This is a genomic window from Natrinema sp. H-ect4 (genome assembly GCF_041894845.1).
Classification (GTDB): Archaea; Halobacteriota; Halobacteria; order Halobacteriales; family Natrialbaceae; genus Natrinema.
Genome location: NZ_JBHDYC010000003.1, coordinates 284,499 through 308,024, shown reverse-complemented (window position 1 = coordinate 308,024; position 23,526 = coordinate 284,499). Strand labels below are relative to the sequence as shown.

Genomic DNA, 23,526 nt, shown 5'->3' with positions numbered 1-23,526 from the left:
TACGGGCTCGAAGTGAATAGCCTGCCGGGTCTGCCGACGGGTCGAGCGACCGACCTCCTGTCTGACAAATGGTTAAGTGTCGTGAACGACGACTAGGGGTATCCATGGGGAACAAGAATAAGACCATCTCGTTTCGGGTCAACGAGGACGCGTTCGAGGCGCTCCAGGCGATCGCCGAGGAGCGCGATATCTCGCTGTCCGCCGTCTTCCGGGACTACGTCGACCAGCTCGTCGAGCACGACGGCCGGGTCGAGGTCGTTCCCGAAACCGAGCTACAGGCTCGGACCGGCGGAGCGGGCGATGAGGAGGACGTCTCGTTCCCACCGACCGTCGAAGTCCCAAAGCGCTTCATCCGCGAACACGAGCGACTGGAACTCGAGGCCGAGCACCTCCGGGAGCAACTCGACGAGTACAAAGGGTACGTCAACGACCTACAAGACCGCCTCGAGGACGAGGAAGAGGAGGTACTGCTGCTCGACGAGTTAGACGACGAGGACGAGGACGAACCCTACCAACTCGGGTAGCGCTACGCCGGCGAGAACGGCGGCGCAGACGTACGGTGAGCGCCCGCGGCCGGTTCGATGGCGAGCCGTATGATTTTGTTTTCGCGTTCCGTGTCCGTTTCGCAGCCGTTGTATTGGCTTCCTCGGACACTGTTCCTCTGGAGGGGAACACCATCCGAGCCCGTTCGCCGCTCGGCGTCCGACGAATCGCGATGACGCAAGCCTTATGTACATATGAGTACGTCGATGTACAATAATGAACTCCGATACGGAGCTCGCTCCCGCGGTGCAGTCGATACTCGAGGCCGCCCGGGAGCGCGCTGGCGGTGAGGACGACGTGAACGTCGATGCGCGTTCGCTGCCCGACGCACTGGCGCGGGCGGAGGCGGACGGGCGAGTCCCGGTAATCGCGGAGGTGAAACCGACGAGTCCGACGGCCGAGGGAACTCGAGCCGACGATCCCGTCGAACTGGCCGAAGCGATGGTCGAGGGCGGCGCGGCGGCGATCTCCGTTCTGACGGAACCGACTCACTTCGGCGGCTCGTCCGATGCGCTGACCCGCATTCGAGCGGCCGTCGACGTTCCCGTCCTGCGCAAGGACTTCGTCCTCGATGCGGACGGAATCGACGTCGTCGCAGCGGATCTCCTGTTGTTGATCGTCAGATTCGTGGACGATCTCGAGGGGCTCGTCGACGCGGCCCGCGAGCGCGGGTTTCAACCCCTCGTGGAGGTCCACGACCGCGCTGAACTCGAGACCGCACTCGAGGCGGGGGCCGAACTCATCGGCGTCAACAACCGCGATCTGGCGTCCCTCGAGGTCGACCTCGAAACCTTCGAGTCGGTCGCGCCCGAGGTGCCGGACGACGTGACGCTGATCGCCGAGAGCGGCGTGTCGTCGCCGGCGGACGTTCGTCGGATGCGCGAGGCGGGTGCCGACGCGTTGCTGGTCGGCAGCGCCATCATGGACCACGGTGCGGGCGACAGCGACGTGACGGAAAACACGCGACGACTCACGCGGGCGGAATCGGCGGAGGCGACGGGCCAAGCGGACTCGAGGACGGAGACGGACCAGACATGAGCGAGCACGACGGAGACACCCACACATGAGCACGGAACGCGAACACGACGGCGAGAGTGAATCCGGACGCACCGGCACGTTCGGCGACTACGGCGGCCAGTACGTCCCCGAAGCGTTGATGCCGGCCCTCCAGGAACTCGAGGACGCCTACGAGCGATACGTCCTCGAGAACGAAGATGGCTTCATGGACGAGTTCCGCGAGCGGATGCGCGATTTCGGCGGTCGGCCGACGCCGCTCCAGCGCGCGGATCGGTTGAGCGAGCGCTACGATCGCGAGATCTACCTCAAACGGGAGGATCTCGTCCACGGCGGCGCGCACAAACTGAACAATGCACTCGGACAGGTGCTGCTGGCCAAGTACATGGGCAAAGAGCGGATCATCGCCGAGACCGGTGCGGGCCAACACGGCACCGCGACCGCGATGGCCGCGGCCCACCTCGACATGCCCTGCGAGATCTACATGGGCCGGACCGACGTCAACCGCCAGCGGCCCAACGTCTACCGGATGCGGATGAACGGGGCCGAAGTGAATCCGGTCGAAGCCGGCAGCGGGACCCTGAAGGAAGCGATCAACGAGACGATGCGCGACTGGGCGACTACCGTCGAGCGGACCCACTACGTGATCGGTTCCGTCGTCGGCCCGCACCCGTTCCCACAGATGGTCCGGGACTTTCAGGCGGTGATCGGCGACGAGGCCCGGAAACAGATTCGGGAGAAGACTGGACGACTCCCCGACAGCGTCGTCGCCTGCGCTGGTGGCGGCTCGAACACGATGGGGACCTTCGATGCGTTCGTTCCCGATAACGAGGTCGACCTCTACGCCGTCGAGGCCGGTGGCTCGAGCCTCGAGATCGACGAGGCCGACGGCGTCGCGCCCAACTCCGCGACGCTCTCGACGGGCACCGACGGCGTCCTCCACGGCGCGATGACGAAACTCCTCCAGAGCGGCGACGGCCAGATCATGGAGTCCCACAGCGTCAGTGCAGGGCTGGACTACGCCGGCGTCGGCCCCGAACTATCACATCTCGTCGAGACCGGCCGCGTAACGCCCGCGAGCGTCGACGACGAGGACGCGCTCAACGGCTTCCACCGGCTCTCGCGACTCGAAGGGATCATTCCGGCCCTCGAGTCGAGTCACGCACTGGGGTACTTGGAGGAGGAATACGAGAATCTTGGCGACCTCGTCGTCGTCAACGTCTCCGGCCGCGGCGACAAGGACCTCGAAACGGTGCTCGAGGAGACCGAGAAACGGGATCTCGAGGCCGCGCCGGATGTGGAGGTGTTCGACGGATGACTGACGACGACAAACGACCCGCAACCGACGAGCCGACCGAGTACGACAGCGACGTCGAAGCCGCCATCCGCGAGGACCATCCCGCGCTAATCACCTACATCACCGCGGGCGATCCGTCGCTCGAGGACACCAAGGCGTACGTCGAGGCGCTCGACCGCGGTGGCTCGGACCTGATCGAACTCGGCCTCCCCTTTTCGGAGCCGATCGCGGAAGGACCGACGATTCAGGCCGCGATCAACCGCGCGCTCGAGGCCGGGACGACCCCCGCGGGCTTCTTCGAGTTGGTCGACGACCTCGAGACCGAGGCACCGCTGCTGGTGATGACGTACTATAATATGATCCTCCAATTCGGAGACGAGCCTGACGTGCGGCCGTTCGTGGAGCGGGCCGCCGAAGCGGGCCTCTCGGGGATCATCGTCCCCGACCTCCCCGCCGAGGAGGCCGACCCGCTTCGCGAGGCCTGCGACGCCAACGGCCTCGATCTCGTCTTCATCATCGCGCCGACGACCGAGGGCGAACGCCTCGATACAATCATGTCGCAGGTCTCGGGCTTCGCCTACGTCCAGGCCCGGCTCGGGACGACCGGTGCGCGCGCGAACGTTTCGGGTGCGACCCACGACAGCCTCGCGCGGCTGTCGGAGTACGACGTGCCCAAAGCCGTCGGTTTCGGCGTCAGTAAGGGCGATCACGCCGCCGAAATCATCGAGGCGGGCGCGGATGGCGTCATCGTCGGCAGCGCCTTAGTCGACATACTAGCCTCGAGCGAGACGCCCGAGGCAGCGGTCGACGCACTCGAGGCGAAAGCCCGTGAACTCAAACGCGGTGCGCAGCGCGGTGCGACTGATGCCGCGGCAGACGCGGTGGAAGATCCACCGGAAACAGAACACCCATAACTACAAGCTTGCTACACTCCCGCAATGACCACCGGAACTGACGCGCGACTCGACCGAATCGGCACAGACGGATCCTACGTGATCGTCCCGATGGATCACGGCATCACAATGGGTGCCGTCCAGGGATTGAAAGACATCGAATCGACCATCGACGGCGTGACCAGCGGCGGAGCGGACGCCGTCCTCACGCAGAAGGGGATCGCACCGCGCGTCCACGACAACAAGAACGGACGGGGGTACATCGTCCACCTCAACGGCTCGACGACGATCGGGCCCGACGAGGAGGATAAACGCATGACGGGAACCGTCGAGGAAGCGATCCGGGTCGGTGCCGACGCCGTTTCCTTCCACATCAACGTTGGCTCGGACCACGAACCCGACCAGCTCAGCGAGCTCTCGGAGGTAACCGAGACGGCCGAGCGGTTCGGAATCCCGGTGCTCGCGATGGCCTACGCCCGCGGGCCCGGCGTCGATCCCGAGGACCCCCAAGCGCTGGGCCACGCGGTCCGCCTCGCCGAGGAACTGGGTGCCGACATCGTCAAAACGGGCTACAGCGGCGACGCCGAGAGCTTCCAGCACGTCGTCGAGTCGACTCGGCTTCCGGTGGTCATCGCCGGCGGCTCGAAGGGATCCGACCGCCAGACGATCGAGATGGTCCGCGGCGTGATGGACGCCGGCGGTGCCGGCGTCTCGATGGGGCGCTCGATTTTCCAGCACGAAGAGCCCGAGGCGATCGCGCGGGCGGTCGCCGGCGTCGTCCACGACGATCTCTCGACCGACGAGGCACTGGCCGAAGCGGGACTGGCACTCGAGATCTAGAGCTGACGGCCCCGTCTTTTCTGTAGCGGGCTGTCTCTCAGCGCTCACAGCAGCCGTTGGATCGCTCAGTGACAGTGCGTATCGAGATGGACGTCGCGGTCGGCGTAGCGGGGCGATAGCTCGACGGTGGCGTGATCGACGCCGTGGTGAGCGAGTTCGTCGTGAACGCGGCCGACGACCGCCTCGGCGTCCGTCATCAGTTCGACGTCCGTTTCGACGTGGACCGTCGCGACCGTGATCTGGCTGCAGATCTGCCAGGCGTGGAAGTCGTCGACGCGAGTGACGCCCTCTATCTCGCGGATTTGGGCTCGAATGTCGTCGCTCTCGAGGGGCGTCTTGAGGAAGAATATCTCGCCGCTGCCGCGCAGTACAGTGATCGCCGACCAGGCGACCACGGCGGCGATGAGCGCCGCGGTGAGCGGGTCGATGACGCTGATGCCGGTCACCTCGATGGCGACCACGGAGACGATGACGGCGACCGAGCCGCCGGCGTCGCCCAGCAGGTGGTAGAACGCCCCTTTCTCGTTGAGGCTCATCGCGTCGCCGTGGAGGACGTAGACCGAGCCGATATTGACCAGCAGTCCGCCGATGGCGATGGCGATCGTCGGGCCAGCACCGATGGCGACGGGCTCGAGGAACCGCTGATACGACTCCCAGAGGATGAAGCCGACCATCGGCAGGAGGAGCAGTCCGTTGAGAAAGGCGGCGAACGGCTCGAGGCGGTGGAGACCGTACGACCAGCGGTCGCCCTCGCCGTAGTGTTCGGCGACGTGGGCGGCGGCGAAGGCCATCACGTACGCGAGGGCGTCGAACAGCATGTGGACGGCGTCGCTGATGAGTGCGACCGAGCCGAAGGCCAGCCCGCCCGCGAGCTCGACGACGAAGCCGACGACGTTGATCAGCGAGACGGCGGCGAGCTTGCGGCTACTCGTCGACGCCCCACCGTGGCTATGGCCGCCGTGATCGTGGCTGTGGCTACCGTGGTCGTGACCGTCTTGCGAGTCGTCGTGGCTGTGCGCCGACTCGGTGTGACTCATCGTAGGTCGAACTCATCGGTTCGAACTTATTAATTCGGCTGCTATCAGACGGCGTTTTCTATGCTAATCATAACAAAAATAGCAGAGTGAGTTGTTAACTTCCGCGTCGCGTCTCGCGGTTCATCACACACGATCCACCGAATCGGAAGAATTTCAGCGGCAGTCTGCCTTCTCGAGTCTGTGACCGACGGCGAGGAGTACACGCTCGCGGACGAGATCGTCGCTCGTGCGCGGATTCACGCCCGCGAGGTCGTCGACGAGTACGAGCTGGCAGTCAACCTCGAGGCCCTCGAGTGGGAGGTGTCGACGCGAGCGCGCCGCCGGGCGGGGGCGTGTCGCTGGCACGCCGACCGCGAGGTGGCGACGATCGTGCTCGCTCGGAAGGCCTACGAGGCCTACGAGTGGCCCGCGTTCGCCGAGATCGTCCGCCACGAGCTCATCCACGCGTGGGAGTTCCAGCGCTTCGGCGAGTCCGGACACGGCTCGCGGTTTCGCGAGCGGGCCGCGGCGCTCGAGGCCCCGCGCTACTGCGAGGCGTTCACCGAGCCCCGCTACGTCCTCCAGTGTCTCACGGCCGACTGCGACTGGCGCGCGAAGCGCCACCGCGCCTCGAAGCCGGTGAAGTCGCCCGATCAGTATCGGTGTGGGGCTTGCACCGGTGCGCTCGAGGTCGAACACGCGGCCAGCGGCCGAACGTGGACGACCGCGAGCGGCTACGGCGGCGCGAAAGCGGCGCTCGGCGACGACTGGTAGTGAGACGGGATGCGCCTATTTCGGACCTGAATTATGCGACAGCATCCGTTGCTACCCCGGGGTGGGAATGAAAGGGGCTTTCAGGGTATTGAGTAGGCGAAGCAAATTGAGATACCCGCTGACAAGGACACCTAGTCGACCGCGGAACACTTATTCGCCTCACACGACCTGTTTCGGGTATGGGAATACTCGAGTTGATGCTGGGTAATTCAGAGCCCGGCGAACAGGGCGTCGAGGGCAAGTCCTACGCGCTCCCGAAGGAGACGCACGACTTCGTCTACCCCGTCGCGGTCCGTCGGGAGGAGGTGGCGGCGTTCGCCGAGTTGCTCGCGGCCGAAGCGGACGCGCCGCCGCTCGCGGACGCGGGCGACGACCTGCAGTCGGTCTTCGACGGGCTGGTCGGCGAGGGTGGCATCGACGCCGAGGAACTGACCGACCAGATGAGCCGGCCCCGCGAGGCGATCGAGCCGATGATCGAGACCTGGTCCGAAACGATCGAGCGGGACATCGGGGTCGTCTACGCCCGCGTGGGTGCCTACGAGAACCTGGTGGCGTTCGTCAAGTTCTGCAAGCAACGCGACGAGGACGACGGCGATCCGTTTGACCTCCCCGAGACCTTCCCGGACGCGGCGGCGCTGCTCAAGCGACTCGAGGAGGGAACCGATACGCAGTACCGCGCGCTGGTACATACGGATCTCCTGCCGGACGAATAGCGCAGCGGTCGCTCTCTAGACGATCGTCTCGAACGCCTCGAGCGACGCGAGTTCGTAGGTCGGCACGTGCTCGCCGGACGCGTCGTCGCGGCCGATATCCAGCCAGGCCGAATCGAGTCCCATCGCGTTCGCACCCGCGATATCGGCGTGGAGCGAGTCGCCAACGTGGATCGCCGCGTCGGGCGCGACCTCGAGTTCGGCGAGCGCGCGTTCGAAGGGGGCCGCGTTCGGCTTCGGAAGGATGCCCGCGCTCGGCTCCGTGAACACTCGGGCGTCGAAGGCGTCCGCGATGCCAAGCGCCTCGAGTTTCTGCGTCTGCGTCGGTCGCCCGCCGTTCGTGATGAGGCCGACCCGCCCCAGATCGCGGGCGCGCTCGAGCGCGGCTTCCGCGCCGGGCCGGAACTCGACGGCGGTCGGATCCTGCACCTCGAGGTGTGCCGCGGCGAGCGTCGGGGCGATACCAGAATCGATTCCGGCGCGCCCTGTGACTTCGGTAAAGAGGTGCTCGTAGAACTCGCGGTCCGTCTCGGCGGTCGGCAGATCGGGCACCGCGGCCCGGAGATCCGCGGGCGTACAGAACTGCTCGCAGCCGGCGCGCTCGAACGTCGACTCGAGGACGGTCGCGGCGTCCCGGGTCGGCTCGCAGAGGGTGGAATCGAGATCGAAACAGATCGCGTCGTAGGCGGCCATCTGCTCTGTTCTATGAGCGGGGGCGTTCTCAACGTTTCGCCGACTAGATGAGAGTTCTAAACGTGCAATCAGTACCGCTACGAACAGCCCGAAAGCCCCGACGCGCTCGTCGGCTGCAGCTCGCTGTGATCCTCACCTCGCTGCGCTCGGTTGCGGTTCTTGCGTCGCTTCGCTCGACGAGCGCGTCGCCCCTTTCAGTCCCACCCGACTGGTGGTTGGATCGGGCAGCAGAAATCTGCCGGTTGATTGGGGTGGGTTCGACTCGAGCCCCCACCGCCGATTCCGCAGCAGTTATTTTTGTTGACACGCCGTGTGGTGTATGGAGGTCGTCAAGCGAGTGCACGTCGTGCCGCTGGGCTACGAGTTCGATCGGATCCTCGAGCCGATCCGGACCCAGCGGGCCGATCTGGTCTACCTGCTCGAGGACGACGGCGCGGACGATGGGGGAACGGATACTGACCGAACGAGCGAGGGCGATGACGGTACCGCCGCGCGGAACGCGACCGCGGACGCGGACTATCACGACGAGTTGCGCGCCGCACTCGAGTCGATCGTCCCGGAGGTTCGGACGTGGGAGTGCGATCTGACGGACGTCTACGCGGTGCTCGGCGACGTGACGACGATCGCCGACATCCACGCCGACGATCAAGTGTACGTCAACGTCTCCGGGGCCGGTACGATTCCCGCGATCGGCGCGACGATCGCGTGCATGGACGTCTCGACCGACGCCCACGCCTACTACGTCGAGCCGTCGGAATACGCACACGACGGAATCCGCGAGCCCATCTCCTTCGGTCTCGACGAGATGGAGCAGATTCCGACCTACCCGATCGAGTCACCGACGCGCGACCAGGTCGCGATCATGGAGTTTCTCGCCGATCCGGCCGCGTGGGATGGCTACCACGACGATCGGACGGCACCGCCCAAAAAGAAAGACCTCATCGAGTACGCCCGCGAGCAGGAACTCTCTTTCATGGCCGATCGCCGCTCGCCCGACGAGCGTACCGGCGAGGACAAAGGCGCGTTTCGAGTGTTGGATACCCACGTCCTCGAGCCGCTCGCCGAGGACGGCTACGTCACGATCGAGGCGGTCGGTCGCCGGCGCGTGGTCGAACTGACCGAGCGGGGCGAGAACGCCTACCGAGCGTTCCATCACAAGCTCATGGACGACGGCGGCGGGCCTCGATAGGAGGTGCCACCGGGGAGGAAGGACGTGGGGGAAAAACGTCTTGGGAGGGAGGAACGTCAGCGGGGAGAGTGCCGCTCGCGAGGTGGGCACGAGATGAGACGGAGACGGCTCAGTCCTCGCGGTGGACCAGGGTGTAGAGCCTCGTCCCCAGGCGAGCGAGTTCGAGGTCGGCCTCGAGCCGCTCGATGTGATCGCGAAGGGCGGCCGCGTCGAGCCCCGGGACCTCGCGGTCGGTGCGGGAATCGAGATGGCTGCTCGCGCGAGCGAGCAGGAAGGGCGCGGCGTCAGCGAGGCGCGAGCCCGGTAACTCGGGGCCAGCGTTTCGCCCGCGCTCGACCGCGGCCAGCACTTCCTGTGCCACGACGAGCGTCCGGCGCAGCGACCGGATCTCGTCGGCATCGGCGGGCGGACACAGGTATCGTGCCAGCAGTTCGTCGGCCGCGACGACTCGAGCGGGATCGATGTCGAACATCTCCGCGACCCGCTCGCGGTCGGGTTCGCCGACGCCGGTTCGGCGACACGCAAGCCGGACGGCACCCAACACGGCCGCCGATCGGCCATACTCGAGCGTCGCCATCTGGCCCGCGTGCTCGAACACCGCTCGAGCGACGTCGGCCGCAGACTCCACCTCGAGCCGACGGGCGACACGGTCGATCGTCAGTTCGACGTTCGTCTCGAGGTGGCGCTGACCCATGACTGAACGATCGGCCGGACGGGTATTATCGACTTCTGAGAAGGTATTGCTACTATCGGTACTATCGCGAGTATCGCGAGTATCGCGAGTTTCGTTACAATTGCGGTCACGGTAACTGTGATGACGGGCCGCCGCCGCGGGGATACGGTAGGGCCGCCCCCATCGACGACTGCCGATCGACCCGCCCCCCTGCCTGATCCGCCACGTTCAAGCCGGTTCCCTTCGAGGGTCGATTCATGACGCGATCTGTTTGGGTAAAAGCCGACGACACCGTCGGCGACTGGGACGACCGCCGGGCGCGGATCACCGCAGCGCTCGAGGCGGGTGCGGACTGGGTACTGGTCGACGAAGACGACGTGGCGCGCGTTCGCGAACTCGGCGACATCAACGTCGCGGCGTTTCGGACCGACGGCGACGTAACGCTGGTTGACGATATCGACGACGCCGAAGCGGACGCCGAAAGCGACGACACCGTGTCGGCCCCGCAGGCGGACGCGATGATCGTCGGCAAGGACGGCGAGGGCGACGCGACGATCGACCTCCCCGAGGACTTCTCCGGCTCGGCAGATCTCTCGACGTTGCGGCGCAAGGGCGACTTCGATCGGGGCGCGTACGTCCGCATCCTCGGGAAAGAGTACGAGCGCTTCGCCGAAACCGCCGCCGAGGAGGCCGACCACACGATCGTCGTTGGCGAGGACTGGACGATCATCCCGCTGGAAAACCTGATCGCCCGCATCGGTGAGGAGACCGACCTCGTGGCGGGCGTGACCAGCGCCGAGGAGGCGAAGACGGCCTTCGAAACCCTCGAGATCGGCTCCGACGCGGTCTTGCTCGACTCGGACGATCCGGACGAGATCCGACGGACGGTCGAGATCCGCGACGAGGCCGAACGCGAGAGCCTCGACCTCGAGTACGCGGAAGTGCTTGCCGTCGAGCGCGCCGGCAGCGCGGATCGGGTCTGCGTCGACACCGGCACCCTGCTCGAGCACGACGAGGGGATGCTCGTGGGCTCGATGAGCCGCGGGCTGGTGTTCGTCCACGCCGAGACCGCCGAATCGCCGTACGTCGCCTCCCGCCCGTTCCGGGTCAACGCGGGCGCGGTCCACGCCTACGTCCGCACGCCCGACGGCGGCACGAAGTATCTCTCCGAACTCCAGAGCGGCGACGAGGTACAGATCGTCGACCTCGCCGGGAACACCCGCGAGGCCATCGTCGGCCGGGCCAAGATCGAGCAGCGACCCATGTTCCGGATCGCCCTCGAGACCGAGAGCGGCGACCGCGTCGAGACCCTGCTCCAGAACGCTGAGACGATCAAGGTCGCCACCGCGGAGGGGCGAACGGCAGTGACCGACCTCGAGGCCGGCGACGAGATTCTGCTGTACGCCGAGGACACGGCCCGTCACTTCGGCGAGGCCGTCGAAGAGAGTATTATCGAAAAGTAACGTCGCGAGAGCCGTCCGGTGGCCGCGTTATGCGTCGTTCGTCTCCGCCTCCGGCTCGACGGGCTCGAGTCGCGTCGTACACCAGTGGCAGAACTCGAGGTCCTCGTCGATCTCTTTCCCGCACTCCGGACAGGCCAGTCCGTCCGTGTCGGTGTCCCCGGCTGAGGAGTAGCCGAGCGCGCGAAAGGTCGCGTCGATCGCAGCGAACAGGGCGATAAACGAGAGGAGGAACTGAGCCATCGGGTCGGTGTTCTCGGCCATGACGGTCGCCTGCTCGAGGGCCTGGTCGACGCTCGTCATCGGTCCGGCTGCTGTGAGCTGGTCGATCGGGAGAAAGAGCGCGCTCGCCGTAAAGAAGAGAGCGGCAAAGGCGGCGGCGCGAAGCCAATCGCGAACGAGGACGTGGCCTGCGCCGGGCATGATTACCGAGAGGCCGGCAGCGAGGATCGCGCGGAGCCATGTCATTGTACGTGGGGATGGTAGGGGACCCCCGCCCTTAACATTCCGATTTCGATTGTTTTTCAGGTCACTCGAGTCGTGCCATCAATCTCGCGAGTCGTTTGCCGATCGGACTGGCCCGGCGTGGGCTTTCGCGGGACCGGCGCGTACGGACCTGGGTTTCTCGGACATCGAAGCCACATAGCAACAGAACAATGAGTTCAAATAGCTCGTCCGGGATATCGCCGAAGTCGAGAGAGAACGGTCACTCCGTCTGCGTGACTTCCTGCTGGGTCGGATACTCCTCGTCCAACTCGCGAAGCAACCGGGTGCTCTTCCCGCTCTCGCGAATCATCTCGATCAGCGAATCGAGACGGTACAGCGAGACCTGGCCCGGCGCGTAGTCGCTAGTATCCGACTCGAGCGGCGCGTAGCCGAGTTTCGAGCCGTAAAGCGGGCCGATGATTCGCGTGTGACTGCCGAGTTCACCCATCGCGATTCCGGCCGCGCGAATTCCGTTTCTGGTCGCCGTATCGATCGCCGTGAGGACCCGCAGGCAGTCGGATCGGTCGTTCGCGTACGTGGCCACCTTAGCGATATCGCCGTACCGATCGCACTCTGCGATGATCGCGTCGAGCGTCGCCTGGTCCGGCGTCTCCTCGAATTCGTGAAAGGAGATTACCAGTTCCACGCCCTGTTCGCGGAACTCGTTGAGTACCCACTCCATTCCGCGCGCCGTCTCGAGTTCGACGTCGACCCGCTCGACGGCGTCGAACTCGGCGGCCGCCATCAACTGATCCAGTCGCCCCCGATCGGCCGCCTCACCGCCGAACCATCGGGATCGATTCGTCGCGAGAATCGGCAGTTCCCCATCGTAATTGCGCAACTGTTCGATCGGTTCCTCCGCACTGTCCATTCGAAATTCGATAAGATCAGCGTTCTCCCGGGCTTTCGGCTCCCGTGTGAGATCGTTGGTTGTGGCAGCAAGGGCGAACTCGTCGGCAGTCATGATACGAACTACCAATCCTCTCCGTAAAAGCATTTCGAGAACTGCTGTCCCGTATTCGAGGCACGCGGTTAGTCACTCGGATTCGGAGGTGGGTGGATCCGTGGGAGAAAACCGCTCAGCGGGAGGAGAGACGGCCGACATCTGAGAGTACCGCCGTCGCGGTCTCGGGACCGCCGGCCCCGCGACCGCTCGCATGTATCGACCCCGCGTTCCGGGTCTCGATCTGGACGACGTTTCGCGTTCCGCCGACTGCAAGCGCACCGTTCTCGGGGACAAGCCGCGGCCCGACGCGGACGCCCTCTCGGGTTGCCTCTCCAATGAGCCGAATCGTGCGTCCGTCCTCCGCGGCGAGGTTGAGCGCGCTACCGGGAATCCCCTCGATACCGTCGACCGCGGCATCCGAGAGGTCGAAACCGCCGTCTGCAAGGACGTTCGCGAGGATAACGAACTTGAGCGCGGCGTCGGTTCCCTCGACATCGAAGCTGGGATCAGACTCGACGACGCCCAGGTCTTGTGCTTCCGCGAGGACGTGTTCGTAGTCGAGCCCTTCGACGGCCATCCGAGTGAGGATGAAGTTGACGGTGCCGTTGAGCACGCCTCGAACCGCCGTCACGTTTTTCGGGGCCGCGTCTTCGATCGTCGATATCACCGGAATCGCGCCGCCGACGGTCGCCTCGAATCGAATCGAGCCGGCGCTCTCGGCCTCGAGCGCACGCAGTTCCTCGTAGCGTTCGGCGACCGGCCCCTTGTTCGCCAGCACGGCGTGGCGGTCGTCCTCGAGCGCGCGCTCGACGTGGGAGAAGCCGGGTTCGGCGTCGCCGAGCGTCGTCGGCGTGGCCTCGACCAGTACGTCGTACTCGGTCTCGAAGACCGCGTCGGGATCGTCCCGTCCGATCGGTTCGGAGCCGAGTTTTCGTCCGACGGCACTGTCGACGTCGATACCGTTTGGATCGATCGCGGCGCTCGCCGAGTCGGCGAGCGCGACGACCTCGTGGCCGTACTCGCCGGCGAGAGTGGCCACGGAGCGGCCGACGTCACCGGCTCCGAGAATAGCGAGTCGCATTACGCATCACCTCCCATCAACGGCTCGATGACGGTCAGTTCCTTCTCCGTCCCGATCGAGCGAATCGTCTCGAAGACTTCGTCAGACCGACCGGAGTCGATCGCGATTCGGAATCGCGCGCTCGAGATGTCGCCGGTCCCTTCCGGCGCGGCCAGCGAGACGTCAAGGACTGCCGCGCTGGCTTTGTTCTCAATTTGCAAGATCGTCTCCGAGAGATCGGTTTCGATGAGATGGCCGATAAGAACGAGCGTGATTTCCTCGCCGTAGCGCTCGGCACCGGCCTGAATGACGTTGACGCCGGTCTTTCGTAGGCTCTCGACGATATCGTCGAACCGATCCGGCGGACAGCCGAGATCGACTTCGACAGGAATGTGGCCACGCGGCGTGATGTTACCGCGCTCGTGGTGAATGCTCATGAGATTCCCGCCGTTCTCGGCGATCGGTGCGAGGGCATTGAGCAACTCGCCGGGCTCGTCGACCAGTTCGAGGCGGACAGTGTACGTGCGAACGCCGCCGTCGGTTTCGATGCCGAGATCACTCCGCCCGCTCGATTCGTTATCCATTGGGATCACCGCCTGTCGGTGCGTGGTAAATCGTCATCGGAGGCATGCTATACGTCTCCGTAGCGGCCACGTAAAAGGTTATAGATCCACTTACACCCGCCTCAGACGGCTCGAGAAACACGCTCTGTCGGGGCTGGAGTTACGACGGTCATCGTCAATTTGGACCGTCTGGAACGGCGCTCCCACGTCGTTCACCCTGGCAGGATTCCATCTCGACTGTGCGGTCAGGTAGCGATGGATGATTCAGCGAGTAGGGGCCATAGATTCCACTTTTCTGAAAATAGTTAGTAGAAATCAGTTGTGAGAATATACCAGTTTGAGATAATATACTACCACTGCTGCTTTGCGAATGTTGCCAAATATTTTTATTTAGCATAAATAGGGAGAGGTTATAGTGTTTTCACCCCCTAAATTACACTATATACCATTTTCTATGGAGGAAGTATAGTCAGGTGTCGTTCTCAAATTCGAATAGAGTCCAGAAGAAAGGTCACTGGCAACACGAAAGGTCTATTTAAATAGATTATATACGCATATAAGTATCAGTTCACAGATCTGGTAGTTGTGTGATAATCGAGTGTGTTCCGTCGTCCGGTAGTATCTAAAAATTCAGACTATTATAGTAGTATGATAGTTTCGAGCAGATGTCCATATATCATCTGTTTTGAGGTGAAAATACTCTGATCGAAGTTGCATACTGATCCGAGCTCGGGACCGGCCCCTGCTTCGGCGAAGGAGGTTGAATCGTTCGTCGGTGACTCGAGCGGCCGAGCCACTGTTGTTTCAATAGTATTGAAACCGACTGCGAACGGAACGCCAATTCGTGAACCTCCCTTCGTTTCCCGCGGCACAGGAAAATTACAACCATATGTATGTAAGCCATCGTGCGTCATGTCCGGATGGATTTCGGATATGATCGGACCAGTAAGGGGGTGCCGGTATCATTCAGAGCGTCTATTCTCCCGTTTCAGACGGTTCAGCGATCACTCGTACTGTCGAATCTTCAGATCTATGATGTTCTTCTTGTCCAGGATCGCAGGAGCGAGTTCGTCTTCGATCCGATTGCTCCCCATCCGACTGAGAGGCCCGCTGATGCTGATCGCACCGATCATACCGTCCGGTTTCGACGTTATTGAAGTTGCGACGGCGCAGACGCCGGGAAAGTGTTCGCCGCGGTTGATCGAGTACCCTCGATCCCGAATCTCCGCTAGCTCCTCCAGCAGTGCACCCCTGTCCGTGATCGTGCTATCGGTGACTGCCGGTAATCCCCGTTTCTCGATGATAGCGTCGAGCTCCACCTCGGAGAGTTGTGCGAGTATTGCTTTGCCCGTCGCGGTCGAGTGGAGGTGGAGGTGCTTACCGAGTTCCGCGTTGTCGTCGATCGACTCTGCGCTCTGGGATTTGTACAGCTGCACCGAGTAGCCGTTCTCCTCAACCGTAATATTGGCGTGTTCGCCCGAATCGCGCCGTAGATCGTCGATCTCCGGCTTCGCCGCCTGATAGAGCGCCATGCGATCCCGCATTTGACCCCCGGTATCGAGGAACCGAAAACTACAGCGGTATTCCCCGTCGTCTTTGATCACGTAGCCGGTCTCGACGAGCGTCGCGAGGTGGATGTGCGCCGTACTCGGTGGCAACTCGAGATCGTCTGCCAGCTCCGAGAGTGTCGCCCCCTCGCCCTCCCGCAAGTATTCGATAATTGTGAACGACTGACCAACGCTCTTCAGCCGTCGTGTATCCGTTGTTTCTCCGTCGGCCATACTGTGCTATTCTCCCACGGTCTAATAAGCGCTGCGGCTCGTTTCGACTATGTTGAATCCGCTCGAGTTACGATCAGCCAGTGGATGGTGTACTAACTCGTCATCGCGACCAGTTTGGACCGACAGATTACGCGAAAACAGTCGGACGAGGCGGTTACTGAATCGAGTCTTCTGGGCCGACGACTTCCATGTCCTCGAACAACTTGTCGTAGCCGTTGCGTTCGAAGAGGTACTCGCCCGCCACGACGTCCTCGCGGACATCGTCTTCGGATTCGAGCTTCTCGTATGAACGCTCGAGAACGGCTTCAGCGCTCTCGCTCGGGACGACGGCGAGACCGTCGTCGTCGCCGACCACGACGTCGCCGGGGTCGACGGTGACGCCGCCACAGGAGACGGTGACGTTGATCGAGCCGGGATCTTGCTTGAGCGGCCCGCGGGGATGGGTACCGCGGCCGTAGACGGGGAACTCCATCTCGCCGAGCTCCCTGCTATCGCGGTAGCTCCCGTCGATGACGAGGCCGGCGAGATCGTTGGCCTGACAGGAGGTACACATGAGTTCGCCCACGTGGCCGGTCTCGGTGAATCCCTCGGCGTCGATGACGAGGACGTCGCCCGGTTCCGCCATCGTGATCGCCTTGTGAATGATCAGGTTGTCGCCGGGTGCGGCGTTCACGGTGATCGCGGTCCCGGCCATCTCGATGCCGCTGTACGCGGGTCGGATTCCGGAGTCCATGGTTAGCCCGATATTTCCGGTCACGTCCGAGACGATGGTGCTCGGAATCTCTTTGAAACCCGATACGACGTCGCGGTCCGGTCGCTCTACGTCGTGCTCTATCGTGTGCATGATCGAGTCGACGAGAGCGGCGCACCTTAATCTGCCGATCCACCGAACCGTCGCTCGGACAGCGATAGTCGGTCGCGAGCGTCGGGTGACTTCCGAATCCGTGTTACATTCGAGGTGCAGTATCAGCCGGGAGCGGACGGCTCGATCACGCGAAACTGGACTGGCGGGAATTACCGATCGGTGGGAATTTTCGTGTCTCCCTTTCGTGTCTCCCCCGAACGAACGGGTACGGATGTCCGTTCAAGAAATCACCGACGGGATTCACGCAATCGAGTTCGACCATATCCGCGTCTTCGCCCTCGAGGACCGACCCGACGACACCGTGACGCTCGTCGACGCGGCATTCCCCGACGACGGCGAGGAGTTGGCCGAGATCGTCGAGTCGGAGTTCGGCGGTCTCAATCGCGTCATCATCACGCACGGGGACGAGGGACACTTCGGCGGCGTTCCGGCACTGCTAGATCGATTCGAGCCGGAACTCGCCGTGCCGGCGGGTGCCGAGCACTTCTACGAGGCTCTGGACGTCGACCCCGACGTCGAGTTCGGCGACGAGGACCGGCTGGACGGAAATATCCGGGCGATCGAAATCCCAGGTCATACGGTCGCGACGACCGCCCTGTTGCTCGAGGACGACGAGACGGTGATCGCCGGCGACGCGCTCGAGGGGTCGGACCGACGCGGTCTGCCGCCGGGCTACCTCGTACCGCCGGCCGAACAGTTCAACGACGACAGCCACGCCGCTGCGGAACGGAACCTGGTCAAACTGTTCGACTACGACATCGACGCGATACTGGTCCACCACGGGACCAGCGTCCACGAGGACCCGCTCGGGAAGCTCAACGACTGGCTGCTCGATCGTGAGTGGACCCTCGCCTACGACTAGAGATCTCCGACGGCTGCCGTCGTCAGTGACGCGTCAGCTGATCGAGATTGTGTACACGTTCGGCAGCGGGTCAGTCCGGGGCAGAGCGCGTCCCGAATTTCCGTAAACTGACGAGGAACAGTACACCGACGGCGGCACTCGCGGATGACAAAAATTGGAAACGGCGCGACGTTCGAACGCGTCCTACCCGCTAATGTCGAGTTCCTCGACGAGGTTGCCGTAGTACTCGTATTGCTCATCGAGGAAGCTACTGAACTCGTCGGGACCGCGCTGAACCCGCATGAAGTCGTTGTTGTTCATGAACTCCGCGAACTGGTCGTCCTCGTACACCGATTCGTAGACGTCGACGATCGCAGATTTCGTCTCGTCGTCGATGCCGGCCGGAGCGAAGTGACCCAGCCAGGAGCCGATCTGAATGTCGAGTCCCTGTTCCTGCAGCGTCGGCGTGTCGGGGAGCGCATCGACCTGCTCCTCGAACGCGACGCCCAGCGCCTGCAGGTTGCCGTCCTGAACCTGCGGTGCGACTTCGGCCGCCCCAGCCGCCGTGCAGTCGGCCTCGCCGTTGGCGACGGCCGTCATAGCGGGTGCCGCACCGTCGTAGGAGACGTGTTCAACCTGAACTCCCGCCTCGTCGGCGATGCCGGCCGCGGCCATGTGCCACGAGGAGCCATTCCCCGAGTTCGCCATCTGCAACTCGTTGCTCTCGCCGTACGAGATCCACTCATCTAACGTGGAGTACTCTGCGTCTTTGTTGACGACCAGCGCCGCCGGCATCTCCGTGTACTGCATGATTGGCGTGATGTCGTCGGGGCTGAGCTCGGCGATACCGAGGTGCTCGAAGAGCGCGATTTCGGGCGCGGTACAGCCGATCGTCTGGCCGTTGGGCTCCGAGTTGGCCGCTGCGTTCATCCCGACGGAGCCGGAGCCGCCGGTCTGGTTCGAAACGTTCCAGCTGACTTCGGTGTGGTTCTCGGCCGCATCCGCGACCGCTCGACTCGTTCTGTCGGCCCCACCGCCGGCCGCCCAGGGCGAGACGATTTCGACCGGTCGCGACGGCCACTCTTCGTCTTCGTTCAGATCACCGATGCAGCCAGCCGTCAGCGCGACCCCCGTCACACCGAGTGACTTGATGGCGTTTCGGCGGTTCAACACGGTACGATCGCTACTATCCCCATTGGCATCTTGTACCATTCTACCCAAGTCGTGGATCTGTTATCATTTATAATTTTTGGTCGGCGTTGTCGGCTCGGTGGGAGATAGCGGAATCCGAATCGGATCTCTCGAAGCTGACCGTGTTCCGCGTCCGCCCGGTCGGCTTCGGACGCCGAGTACCGCCGAGACGCGACGGTCGTCGGGACTAACGCTCGTCCTCCGAGTTCCGGATCGTCGGCGAATCCCGACGGTTCTCCCGTTCGATCGAGCGCTCAGTGGACCCGCCATTGCGGCACACGCGTCGACCCGAAACACCCGACGAGTCCCCGTAGTCGAGTCGGTCCGCGTCCGCCGATCGAGAAGTTCCGCACGATCCGTAAGTTTATACACCGACGGCGATGTGGTGAGAATATGCGCGGACTAGCCAAGACCAGTCGTAGCTCCGGGAATATGGAACTCATCGACATCGAGAGACCGAATCCGGGGTGCGACGAGGTACTGATCGAAGTCGACTACGCGGGGCTCTGTGGGAGCGACGCCGGTATCTACCGATTCAAATCGGCGTTCGAGCGGATGGAGCTACCGACGATCATCGGACACGAGTACACTGGCCGAGTCGTCGAGGCCGGCGCCGAGGTCACGAAGTTCGCACCGGGCGACCGCGTCGTCGAACGGCCAATCCGCGGCTGTGGCGACTGTTATCAGTGCGAAATCGGGCAGGAGAACGTCTGCCAGAACATGGCGCTCACCGGTATCGACCACAACGGCGCGTACGCGGGATACGTCACTGCCCCCGAGTCGGCCCTCCACTCCGTTCCTGACGACGTCGAGCCGCGACACGCAGCGCTCGTCGAACCGACCGCCATCACGACTCGAGCGGTGATCCGCAACTCGCGAGTCGCGCCGGGCGATCGCGTCCTCGTCGCCGGCCCCGGACCGATGGGCGTTCTGACGGCGCAGGTCGCGGACGCTCAGGGTGCCGAAGTCGTCGTCGCCGGCGTCGGACGGGACACCTCCTATCGCCTGCCCCTCGCCGAGAAATTGGGCTTCCCGGCGCTCAACATCGAGGACGACGACCTCGAGGACTATCGCGACGCCCTGACCGACGGCGTCGGTTACGACGTCGTCTTCGATACGACGGGTCACCCCTCGGGACTGCCAATGGCAGCCGAGGAGGTCCGAAAAGGCGGCCAGATCGTTCTGGTCGGGCAAACAGGCGAAGCAACGATGGACTTCACGCCGCTCGTTCGATCGGAAATCGACCTTCAATGTACCTACAGTGCGATGTACGAAGACTTCGAGCGCGCGCTCAGGCTCATCGGCTCAGGCGATGTCGATCACGAGACGTTCCTCGACGATCGGTTCAGCCTGCTCGAGGCCGAGGAGGCCTTCGAGACGTTCCTCGAGGGCGAAACTTGCAAGCCGATTTTCGACGTCTCAGTGCTGCGCGACTAGTCCGTCAGTACGGCAGTACGACCGCCGGACGGCCCGGACGAGTACCCGCGAAGACGGAGCATTCTCTCTTCGAACGTGGCACCGATTCCGTCGTGGCGTCGAGTGAGCGGACCGACGGTCGATCCGGTCCCAATTCACGACCGCTCGAGCGAACGCGCGACGGACGTTGCATACCACGGGAACATCGACTACCCATACCACGGGGACGTCGACTCCCGATTTCAAAACCAGTTCGTCGAAACGAGATCGATTCCGAGGGACGTGGCAGTTCGCCCGTCGATTAGACCGCTCACTCGTCGGTACGCGGGTCCCACTCGTTCCACTCTCGCTCGACGAGGAAATCGTCGAGCTTCTGTTTTGGGTCCTCGAAAACGTGCGAGCCGTGGAAGACGAGCAGGGTCTCGAAGTCGTACTCGAGCAGGTTGTAGAGGTTGAGCTCGGCGGCCCGGTGGTCGTCGTTGAACAGCGCCGGCGGCGGGAGAAGGTATCCGGCCGGCAGCCCGCCGCGGTCGGCTCCGTCGAGCGTATCGCCGGAGATCAAAATGTCCCGATCTTCGAGCAACAGGGCGGACGTCGCCTCCGTGTGACCCGGCACCTGAATGACGCGGATATTCCCCGCCAGCAGATCGCCGTCCTCGTAGGCGACATCGGGTTCGACGTCGAGGTCCGACTCCTCGAGGTGGTCGTACAGCTTCGTCTCGTCCGCCGGCAGGACGAGTTCAGGGTCGAACGCATCCATCACGTGCGCGAGGCCGCCGTGGTGGCCGTGGTCACCGTGGGTGAGGATGACGCGGTCGACGTCGCCGTACTCCGCTTCCAGCGTCTCGACGAGTTCCGCACCGTTCTCCTCGAAGGCGGTGTCGATCAGCGTCGTCTTCCCCTCCGGGACGTCCTCGAGCACCAGCACTCGAACGTGATCGAACTGTATCTGATCGATGCCGTCGGTTACACTGCTCAAAGTCATTGTCAGTTACCGTTTGCGGCGCAGCTCTAATTAAATGTATCGGTGGCCCGAAGCCGTCGGCCGGCGGAGTTCGGCGGGCGTTCGACGAGGAGGAGCGACCGAAACCGCGCTCGGAGAGTAGCGGAGTAATTCGAAGCCCACCGGCCCGTTTCGATCTGCGGGCCGCGGGATCCGAATTTTGGGGAGCAATCGGAACGCAGTCACCACCCTGTCACCCCTCATCGATCGACACCAGCAAATTTATAGTGAGCTGTGGGAGTTACGCTATAACAAGGGCGGAAAACTGATGGTCATAAAACGAATAACACGGCGTGTTCAACAAATCGACGTGGGTAACGTGAAATCGAATCCGCTTTCGATAGTGTTTATACTGTTAGCGCTCGCTGTTATCGCTCAAGCGAACCAGTTCCCCGAGGATGGGGAACTCGGGCCGGGATTCTTCCCCATTATGCTGTCCGCGGGAATTATCGTCTTCGCGATCGTGAATCTCGTCGTTGACGACGACAGCGAACTCGATCTTAGTGACTATGAACTGGCGCCCCCGGCGATCGTCTTGGTATCCCTGGTCGGATACATATTCGTGATATCGATCGCCGGTTTCGTCGTCGGATCGATGGCGTTCCTGCCGGTCATACTATATTACTCGGGCGTCCGCTCGAAACCTACGATCGCGGCCGTCTCGATCGGCTTTCCGATCGTGTTGTTTTACGTCTTCGACCGAATCTTCATGGTTCCGTTACCTGAAGGGATCATCCCCGTCTCGAGACTCCTTCCGCAACTGCCCCTCGGGGTGATATAATGGCGATCGAACACATCGTTCAGGGGTTCGCGAACGTAATGGATCCGGTCACGTTGGCCCTCATGATCGCGGGGGTCCTGCTGGGGATCCTCATGGGATCGATCCCCGGGATGACCGCGACGATGACCATCGCGGTCATGCTCTCGTTTACGTATACGATGGATCCGGCGAACGGAATGATGCTCCTGCTGGGTATCTTCGGGGGCGCGGTCTACGCGGGATCCATTCCGGCAATCCTCATCCGGACACCGGGGACGCCGTCGGCCGCGGCGACGATCTTCGACGGCTATCCCCTCTCCCAGAACGGGGATGCCGGGCGAGCGATTCGGGTAAGTACGATCGCGTCGTTCGTCGGGGGGGTCATCAGCGTCTTCATGCTCATGTTCTTCTCCCCCATCATCGCGGACGCGGCACTTCGGTTTCGATCGCCGGAGTTCTTCGCGCTGGCCGTCTTCGGCCTGACGGTCATCGCCAGCGTGAGCGGCGATTCGGTCACGAAGGGGATGATCTCCGGACTGTTGGGCATGCTCGTCGCGACCGTGGGTATCGATTCGGTGACGGGATACCAGCGGTTCACGTTCGACGTTCCGGAACTGCTCACCGGCGTCGAATTCATCGCCGTGATGATCGGCCTCTTCGGGATCGCCGAGGGGCTCCGGAAGTACTCGCAGGGCATCAGTGACGACCAGAATCAGGTCGATCAAGAAATCGAAGGCTATCTCCCGTCGATAGGGGATCTGAAGGCGATTGCGCCCGTCTCCGTCGGATCGGGTGTTATCGGGTCCCTCATCGGTTCGATTCCCGGTGCCGGCGGCGACATCGCCGCCTTCATCACGTACAACGAGGCCACGCGGTGGCTCAAAGACGCGACGCCGGCGTTCGGCGACGGCAACATTCGGGGCGTCGCAGCAGCGGAAGCCGGAAACAACGGGAGCACCGGCGGTGCGCTGATCCCGACGTTCACCCTCGGGATCCCAGGCGACTCCGTCTCGGCGATCCTCATCGGCGCGTTGCTCGTCCACGACGTGAACCCTGGACCGGCGCTCTACCAGGACGAGCCCGCCCTGCTGTACACGATCTTCGTCGGCTTCCTCATCATTTACGTCTTCATCCTGCTGTTCGGCCTCTTCGGGGCGAACTACTGGGCGCGCCTGATCACGATCCCGCAGTCCCTGCTTTGGCCCGTGATTTTGATCCTCTGTATCGTCGGAGCGATGGCACTCAACGGGAACGTCTTCGACGTGTGGATCATGCTCGCGGCCGGCGCCCTGGGATACGTGATGCGATTGCAGGGTTATCCGCTCGCACCGATGGTGCTCGGACTGATCCTCGCACCGATCGCCGAGTCGAACCTGCGTCGCTCGCTCGAGCTCTCCAACGGCTCGCTCGACATCTTCTACACCAGTCCGATCGTCGTCGTCGTGCTTCTATTGAGCACGGCGGCGATCGCCCTGCCGGCGATCCGAGCGGTCCGCGCATAACGACGAACAA

At 63.4% G+C, this 23,526-nt stretch carries 24 protein-coding genes; 13 read left to right on the top strand and 11 right to left on the bottom strand.

The genetic code is table 11. The features are described 5' to 3' along the window. The first annotated feature begins 104 nt into the window (after window positions 1-104). The 5 genes from ACEWFR_RS06840 to ACEWFR_RS06820 all read left to right on the top strand — a co-directional run bounded on the left by ACEWFR_RS06840 (window position 105) and on the right by ACEWFR_RS06820 (window position 4,587). Window positions 105-524, top strand: a complete 420-nt coding sequence (locus ACEWFR_RS06840) for a ribbon-helix-helix protein, CopG family (protein WP_374060320.1) — start codon at window positions 105-107, stop codon at window positions 522-524. Window positions 525-759: 235 nt separating this feature from the next. Continuing rightward, complete coding sequence (gene trpC, locus ACEWFR_RS06835; RefSeq protein ID WP_374060319.1) at window positions 760-1,581, top strand: indole-3-glycerol phosphate synthase; 822 nt, start codon at window positions 760-762, stop codon at window positions 1,579-1,581. Window positions 1,582-1,606: 25 nt separating this feature from the next. Beyond that, complete coding sequence (gene trpB / locus ACEWFR_RS06830; RefSeq protein ID WP_374060318.1) at window positions 1,607-2,875, top strand: tryptophan synthase subunit beta; 1,269 nt, start codon at window positions 1,607-1,609, stop codon at window positions 2,873-2,875. Next, window positions 2,872-3,768, top strand: coding sequence for a tryptophan synthase subunit alpha (gene trpA / locus ACEWFR_RS06825; protein ID WP_374060317.1), 897 nt, complete (start codon window positions 2,872-2,874; stop codon window positions 3,766-3,768). Before trpB ends, trpA begins: the two co-directional genes overlap by 4 nt. A 24-nt stretch (window positions 3,769-3,792) precedes the next feature. After that, window positions 3,793-4,587, top strand: a complete 795-nt coding sequence (locus ACEWFR_RS06820; protein WP_374060316.1) for a 2-amino-3,7-dideoxy-D-threo-hept-6-ulosonate synthase — start codon at window positions 3,793-3,795, stop codon at window positions 4,585-4,587. A gap of 65 nt (window positions 4,588-4,652) precedes the next feature. Here the strand turns inward: ACEWFR_RS06820 and ACEWFR_RS06815 are convergent, their stop codons facing one another. Then, window positions 4,653-5,624 carry a cation diffusion facilitator family transporter gene (locus ACEWFR_RS06815; protein WP_374060315.1) on the bottom strand — a complete coding sequence of 324 codons (972 nt, stop codon included), beginning with the start codon at window positions 5,622-5,624 and terminating at the stop codon, window positions 4,653-4,655. 180 nt (window positions 5,625-5,804) lie between these two features. Here ACEWFR_RS06815 and ACEWFR_RS06810 point away from each other — a divergent pair, with 180 nt between their 5' ends. Both ACEWFR_RS06810 and ACEWFR_RS06805 read left to right on the top strand, forming a co-directional pair. Next, entirely contained in the window at window positions 5,805-6,377 is a 573-nt protein-coding gene (locus ACEWFR_RS06810) for a SprT-like domain-containing protein (RefSeq protein ID WP_374060314.1), read from the top strand. A 179-nt stretch (window positions 6,378-6,556) separates the two neighbouring features. Next, window positions 6,557-7,090: a hypothetical protein gene (locus tag ACEWFR_RS06805; protein ID WP_374060313.1), complete on the top strand. Its 534-nt coding sequence runs from the start codon at window positions 6,557-6,559 to the stop codon at window positions 7,088-7,090. Window positions 7,091-7,105: 15 nt separating this feature from the next. Here ACEWFR_RS06805 and ACEWFR_RS06800 read toward each other — a convergent pair whose 3' ends face one another. Then, window positions 7,106-7,780 (bottom strand): HAD family hydrolase, encoded by a 675-nt coding sequence (locus ACEWFR_RS06800; protein ID WP_374060312.1) that lies wholly within the window; start codon window positions 7,778-7,780, stop codon window positions 7,106-7,108. Between the two features lie 319 nt (window positions 7,781-8,099). On the opposite strand from ACEWFR_RS06800, the gene ACEWFR_RS06795 reads away from it, so the two are divergent. Beyond that, window positions 8,100-8,969 carry a DUF6293 family protein gene (locus ACEWFR_RS06795; protein WP_374060311.1) on the top strand — a complete coding sequence of 290 codons (870 nt, stop codon included), beginning with the start codon at window positions 8,100-8,102 and terminating at the stop codon, window positions 8,967-8,969. 109 nt (window positions 8,970-9,078) lie between these two features. Here the strand turns inward: ACEWFR_RS06795 and ACEWFR_RS06790 are convergent, their stop codons facing one another. After that, on the bottom strand, window positions 9,079-9,663 hold the full coding sequence (locus ACEWFR_RS06790) for a hypothetical protein (protein ID WP_374060310.1): 585 nt from the start codon (window positions 9,661-9,663) through the stop codon (window positions 9,079-9,081). Window positions 9,664-9,899: 236 nt separating this feature from the next. Between ACEWFR_RS06790 and ACEWFR_RS06785 the strand changes: the two genes are divergently transcribed. Continuing rightward, a complete protein-coding gene (locus tag ACEWFR_RS06785; protein WP_374060309.1) occupies window positions 9,900-11,105 on the top strand; it encodes a 3-dehydroquinate synthase II in 1,206 nt (401 codons plus the stop codon). 27 nt (window positions 11,106-11,132) lie between these two features. Here ACEWFR_RS06785 and ACEWFR_RS06780 read toward each other — a convergent pair whose 3' ends face one another. The 6 genes from ACEWFR_RS06780 to ACEWFR_RS06755 form a co-directional block, all read right to left on the bottom strand. Then, window positions 11,133-11,570 (bottom strand): zinc ribbon domain-containing protein, encoded by a 438-nt coding sequence (locus ACEWFR_RS06780; RefSeq protein ID WP_374060308.1) that lies wholly within the window; start codon window positions 11,568-11,570, stop codon window positions 11,133-11,135. A 238-nt stretch (window positions 11,571-11,808) separates the two neighbouring features. Then, window positions 11,809-12,552 (bottom strand): type I 3-dehydroquinate dehydratase, encoded by a 744-nt coding sequence (locus ACEWFR_RS06775; RefSeq protein ID WP_374060307.1) that lies wholly within the window; start codon window positions 12,550-12,552, stop codon window positions 11,809-11,811. Between the two features lie 115 nt (window positions 12,553-12,667). Continuing rightward, window positions 12,668-13,615 carry a homoserine dehydrogenase gene (locus ACEWFR_RS06770; RefSeq protein ID WP_374060306.1) on the bottom strand — a complete coding sequence of 316 codons (948 nt, stop codon included), beginning with the start codon at window positions 13,613-13,615 and terminating at the stop codon, window positions 12,668-12,670. After that, window positions 13,615-14,178: an amino acid-binding protein gene (locus tag ACEWFR_RS06765; protein WP_374060305.1), complete on the bottom strand. Its 564-nt coding sequence runs from the start codon at window positions 14,176-14,178 to the stop codon at window positions 13,615-13,617. Before ACEWFR_RS06765 ends, ACEWFR_RS06770 begins: the two co-directional genes overlap by 1 nt. 983 nt (window positions 14,179-15,161) lie before the next feature. Further along, window positions 15,162-15,938 (bottom strand): IclR family transcriptional regulator, encoded by a 777-nt coding sequence (locus ACEWFR_RS06760; protein WP_374060304.1) that lies wholly within the window; start codon window positions 15,936-15,938, stop codon window positions 15,162-15,164. Window positions 15,939-16,092: 154 nt separating this feature from the next. Further along, window positions 16,093-16,782, bottom strand: a complete 690-nt coding sequence (locus tag ACEWFR_RS06755) for a 4-carboxy-4-hydroxy-2-oxoadipate aldolase/oxaloacetate decarboxylase (protein WP_374060303.1) — start codon at window positions 16,780-16,782, stop codon at window positions 16,093-16,095. 232 nt (window positions 16,783-17,014) lie between these two features. On the opposite strand from ACEWFR_RS06755, the gene ACEWFR_RS06750 reads away from it, so the two are divergent. Continuing rightward, entirely contained in the window at window positions 17,015-17,665 is a 651-nt protein-coding gene (locus ACEWFR_RS06750; RefSeq protein ID WP_374060302.1) for an MBL fold metallo-hydrolase, read from the top strand. A 183-nt stretch (window positions 17,666-17,848) separates the two neighbouring features. Here the strand turns inward: ACEWFR_RS06750 and ACEWFR_RS06745 are convergent, their stop codons facing one another. Then, window positions 17,849-18,856 (bottom strand): tripartite tricarboxylate transporter substrate binding protein, encoded by a 1,008-nt coding sequence (locus tag ACEWFR_RS06745; RefSeq protein ID WP_374060301.1) that lies wholly within the window; start codon window positions 18,854-18,856, stop codon window positions 17,849-17,851. A 372-nt stretch (window positions 18,857-19,228) separates the two neighbouring features. Between ACEWFR_RS06745 and ACEWFR_RS06740 the strand changes: the two genes are divergently transcribed. After that, window positions 19,229-20,272: a zinc-binding dehydrogenase gene (locus tag ACEWFR_RS06740; RefSeq protein ID WP_374060300.1), complete on the top strand. Its 1,044-nt coding sequence runs from the start codon at window positions 19,229-19,231 to the stop codon at window positions 20,270-20,272. Window positions 20,273-20,561: 289 nt separating this feature from the next. On the opposite strand, the gene ACEWFR_RS06735 is transcribed toward ACEWFR_RS06740, so the two are convergent. Beyond that, the gene (locus ACEWFR_RS06735; protein WP_374060299.1) at window positions 20,562-21,236 is read right to left on the bottom strand and encodes an MBL fold metallo-hydrolase; all 675 of its coding nucleotides are present in this window, start codon (window positions 21,234-21,236) and stop codon (window positions 20,562-20,564) included. Between the two features lie 178 nt (window positions 21,237-21,414). Here ACEWFR_RS06735 and ACEWFR_RS06730 point away from each other — a divergent pair, with 178 nt between their 5' ends. Both ACEWFR_RS06730 and ACEWFR_RS06725 read left to right on the top strand, forming a co-directional pair. Continuing rightward, on the top strand, window positions 21,415-22,035 hold the full coding sequence (locus tag ACEWFR_RS06730; protein ID WP_374060298.1) for a tripartite tricarboxylate transporter TctB family protein: 621 nt from the start codon (window positions 21,415-21,417) through the stop codon (window positions 22,033-22,035). Next, on the top strand, window positions 22,035-23,516 hold the full coding sequence (locus ACEWFR_RS06725) for a tripartite tricarboxylate transporter permease (RefSeq protein ID WP_374060297.1): 1,482 nt from the start codon (window positions 22,035-22,037) through the stop codon (window positions 23,514-23,516). Before ACEWFR_RS06730 ends, ACEWFR_RS06725 begins: the two co-directional genes overlap by 1 nt. Window positions 23,517-23,526 lie beyond the last annotated feature (10 nt).

Coding starts and splice junctions, on each gene's coding strand:
- ACEWFR_RS06840 (WP_374060320.1), top strand. CDS start 105: ATGGGGAACAAGAATAAGACCATCTCGTTTCGGGTCAACGAGGACGCG.
- trpC (WP_374060319.1), top strand. CDS start 760: ATGAACTCCGATACGGAGCTCGCTCCCGCGGTGCAGTCGATACTCGAG.
- trpB (WP_374060318.1), top strand. CDS start 1,607: ATGAGCACGGAACGCGAACACGACGGCGAGAGTGAATCCGGACGCACC.
- trpA (WP_374060317.1), top strand. CDS start 2,872: ATGACTGACGACGACAAACGACCCGCAACCGACGAGCCGACCGAGTAC.
- ACEWFR_RS06820 (WP_374060316.1), top strand. CDS start 3,793: ATGACCACCGGAACTGACGCGCGACTCGACCGAATCGGCACAGACGGA.
- ACEWFR_RS06815 (WP_374060315.1), bottom strand. CDS start 5,624: ATGAGTCACACCGAGTCGGCGCACAGCCACGACGACTCGCAAGACGGT.
- ACEWFR_RS06805 (WP_374060313.1), top strand. CDS start 6,557: ATGGGAATACTCGAGTTGATGCTGGGTAATTCAGAGCCCGGCGAACAG.
- ACEWFR_RS06800 (WP_374060312.1), bottom strand. CDS start 7,780: ATGGCCGCCTACGACGCGATCTGTTTCGATCTCGATTCCACCCTCTGC.
- ACEWFR_RS06795 (WP_374060311.1), top strand. CDS start 8,100: ATGGAGGTCGTCAAGCGAGTGCACGTCGTGCCGCTGGGCTACGAGTTC.
- ACEWFR_RS06790 (WP_374060310.1), bottom strand. CDS start 9,663: ATGGGTCAGCGCCACCTCGAGACGAACGTCGAACTGACGATCGACCGT.
- ACEWFR_RS06785 (WP_374060309.1), top strand. CDS start 9,900: ATGACGCGATCTGTTTGGGTAAAAGCCGACGACACCGTCGGCGACTGG.
- ACEWFR_RS06780 (WP_374060308.1), bottom strand. CDS start 11,570: ATGACATGGCTCCGCGCGATCCTCGCTGCCGGCCTCTCGGTAATCATG.
- ACEWFR_RS06775 (WP_374060307.1), bottom strand. CDS start 12,552: ATGACTGCCGACGAGTTCGCCCTTGCTGCCACAACCAACGATCTCACA.
- ACEWFR_RS06770 (WP_374060306.1), bottom strand. CDS start 13,615: ATGCGACTCGCTATTCTCGGAGCCGGTGACGTCGGCCGCTCCGTGGCC.
- ACEWFR_RS06765 (WP_374060305.1), bottom strand. CDS start 14,178: ATGGATAACGAATCGAGCGGGCGGAGTGATCTCGGCATCGAAACCGAC.
- ACEWFR_RS06760 (WP_374060304.1), bottom strand. CDS start 15,938: ATGGCCGACGGAGAAACAACGGATACACGACGGCTGAAGAGCGTTGGT.
- ACEWFR_RS06755 (WP_374060303.1), bottom strand. CDS start 16,782: ATGCACACGATAGAGCACGACGTAGAGCGACCGGACCGCGACGTCGTA.
- ACEWFR_RS06750 (WP_374060302.1), top strand. CDS start 17,015: ATGTCCGTTCAAGAAATCACCGACGGGATTCACGCAATCGAGTTCGAC.
- ACEWFR_RS06745 (WP_374060301.1), bottom strand. CDS start 18,856: ATGGTACAAGATGCCAATGGGGATAGTAGCGATCGTACCGTGTTGAAC.
- ACEWFR_RS06740 (WP_374060300.1), top strand. CDS start 19,229: ATGCGCGGACTAGCCAAGACCAGTCGTAGCTCCGGGAATATGGAACTC.
- ACEWFR_RS06735 (WP_374060299.1), bottom strand. CDS start 21,236: ATGACTTTGAGCAGTGTAACCGACGGCATCGATCAGATACAGTTCGAT.
- ACEWFR_RS06725 (WP_374060297.1), top strand. CDS start 22,035: ATGGCGATCGAACACATCGTTCAGGGGTTCGCGAACGTAATGGATCCG.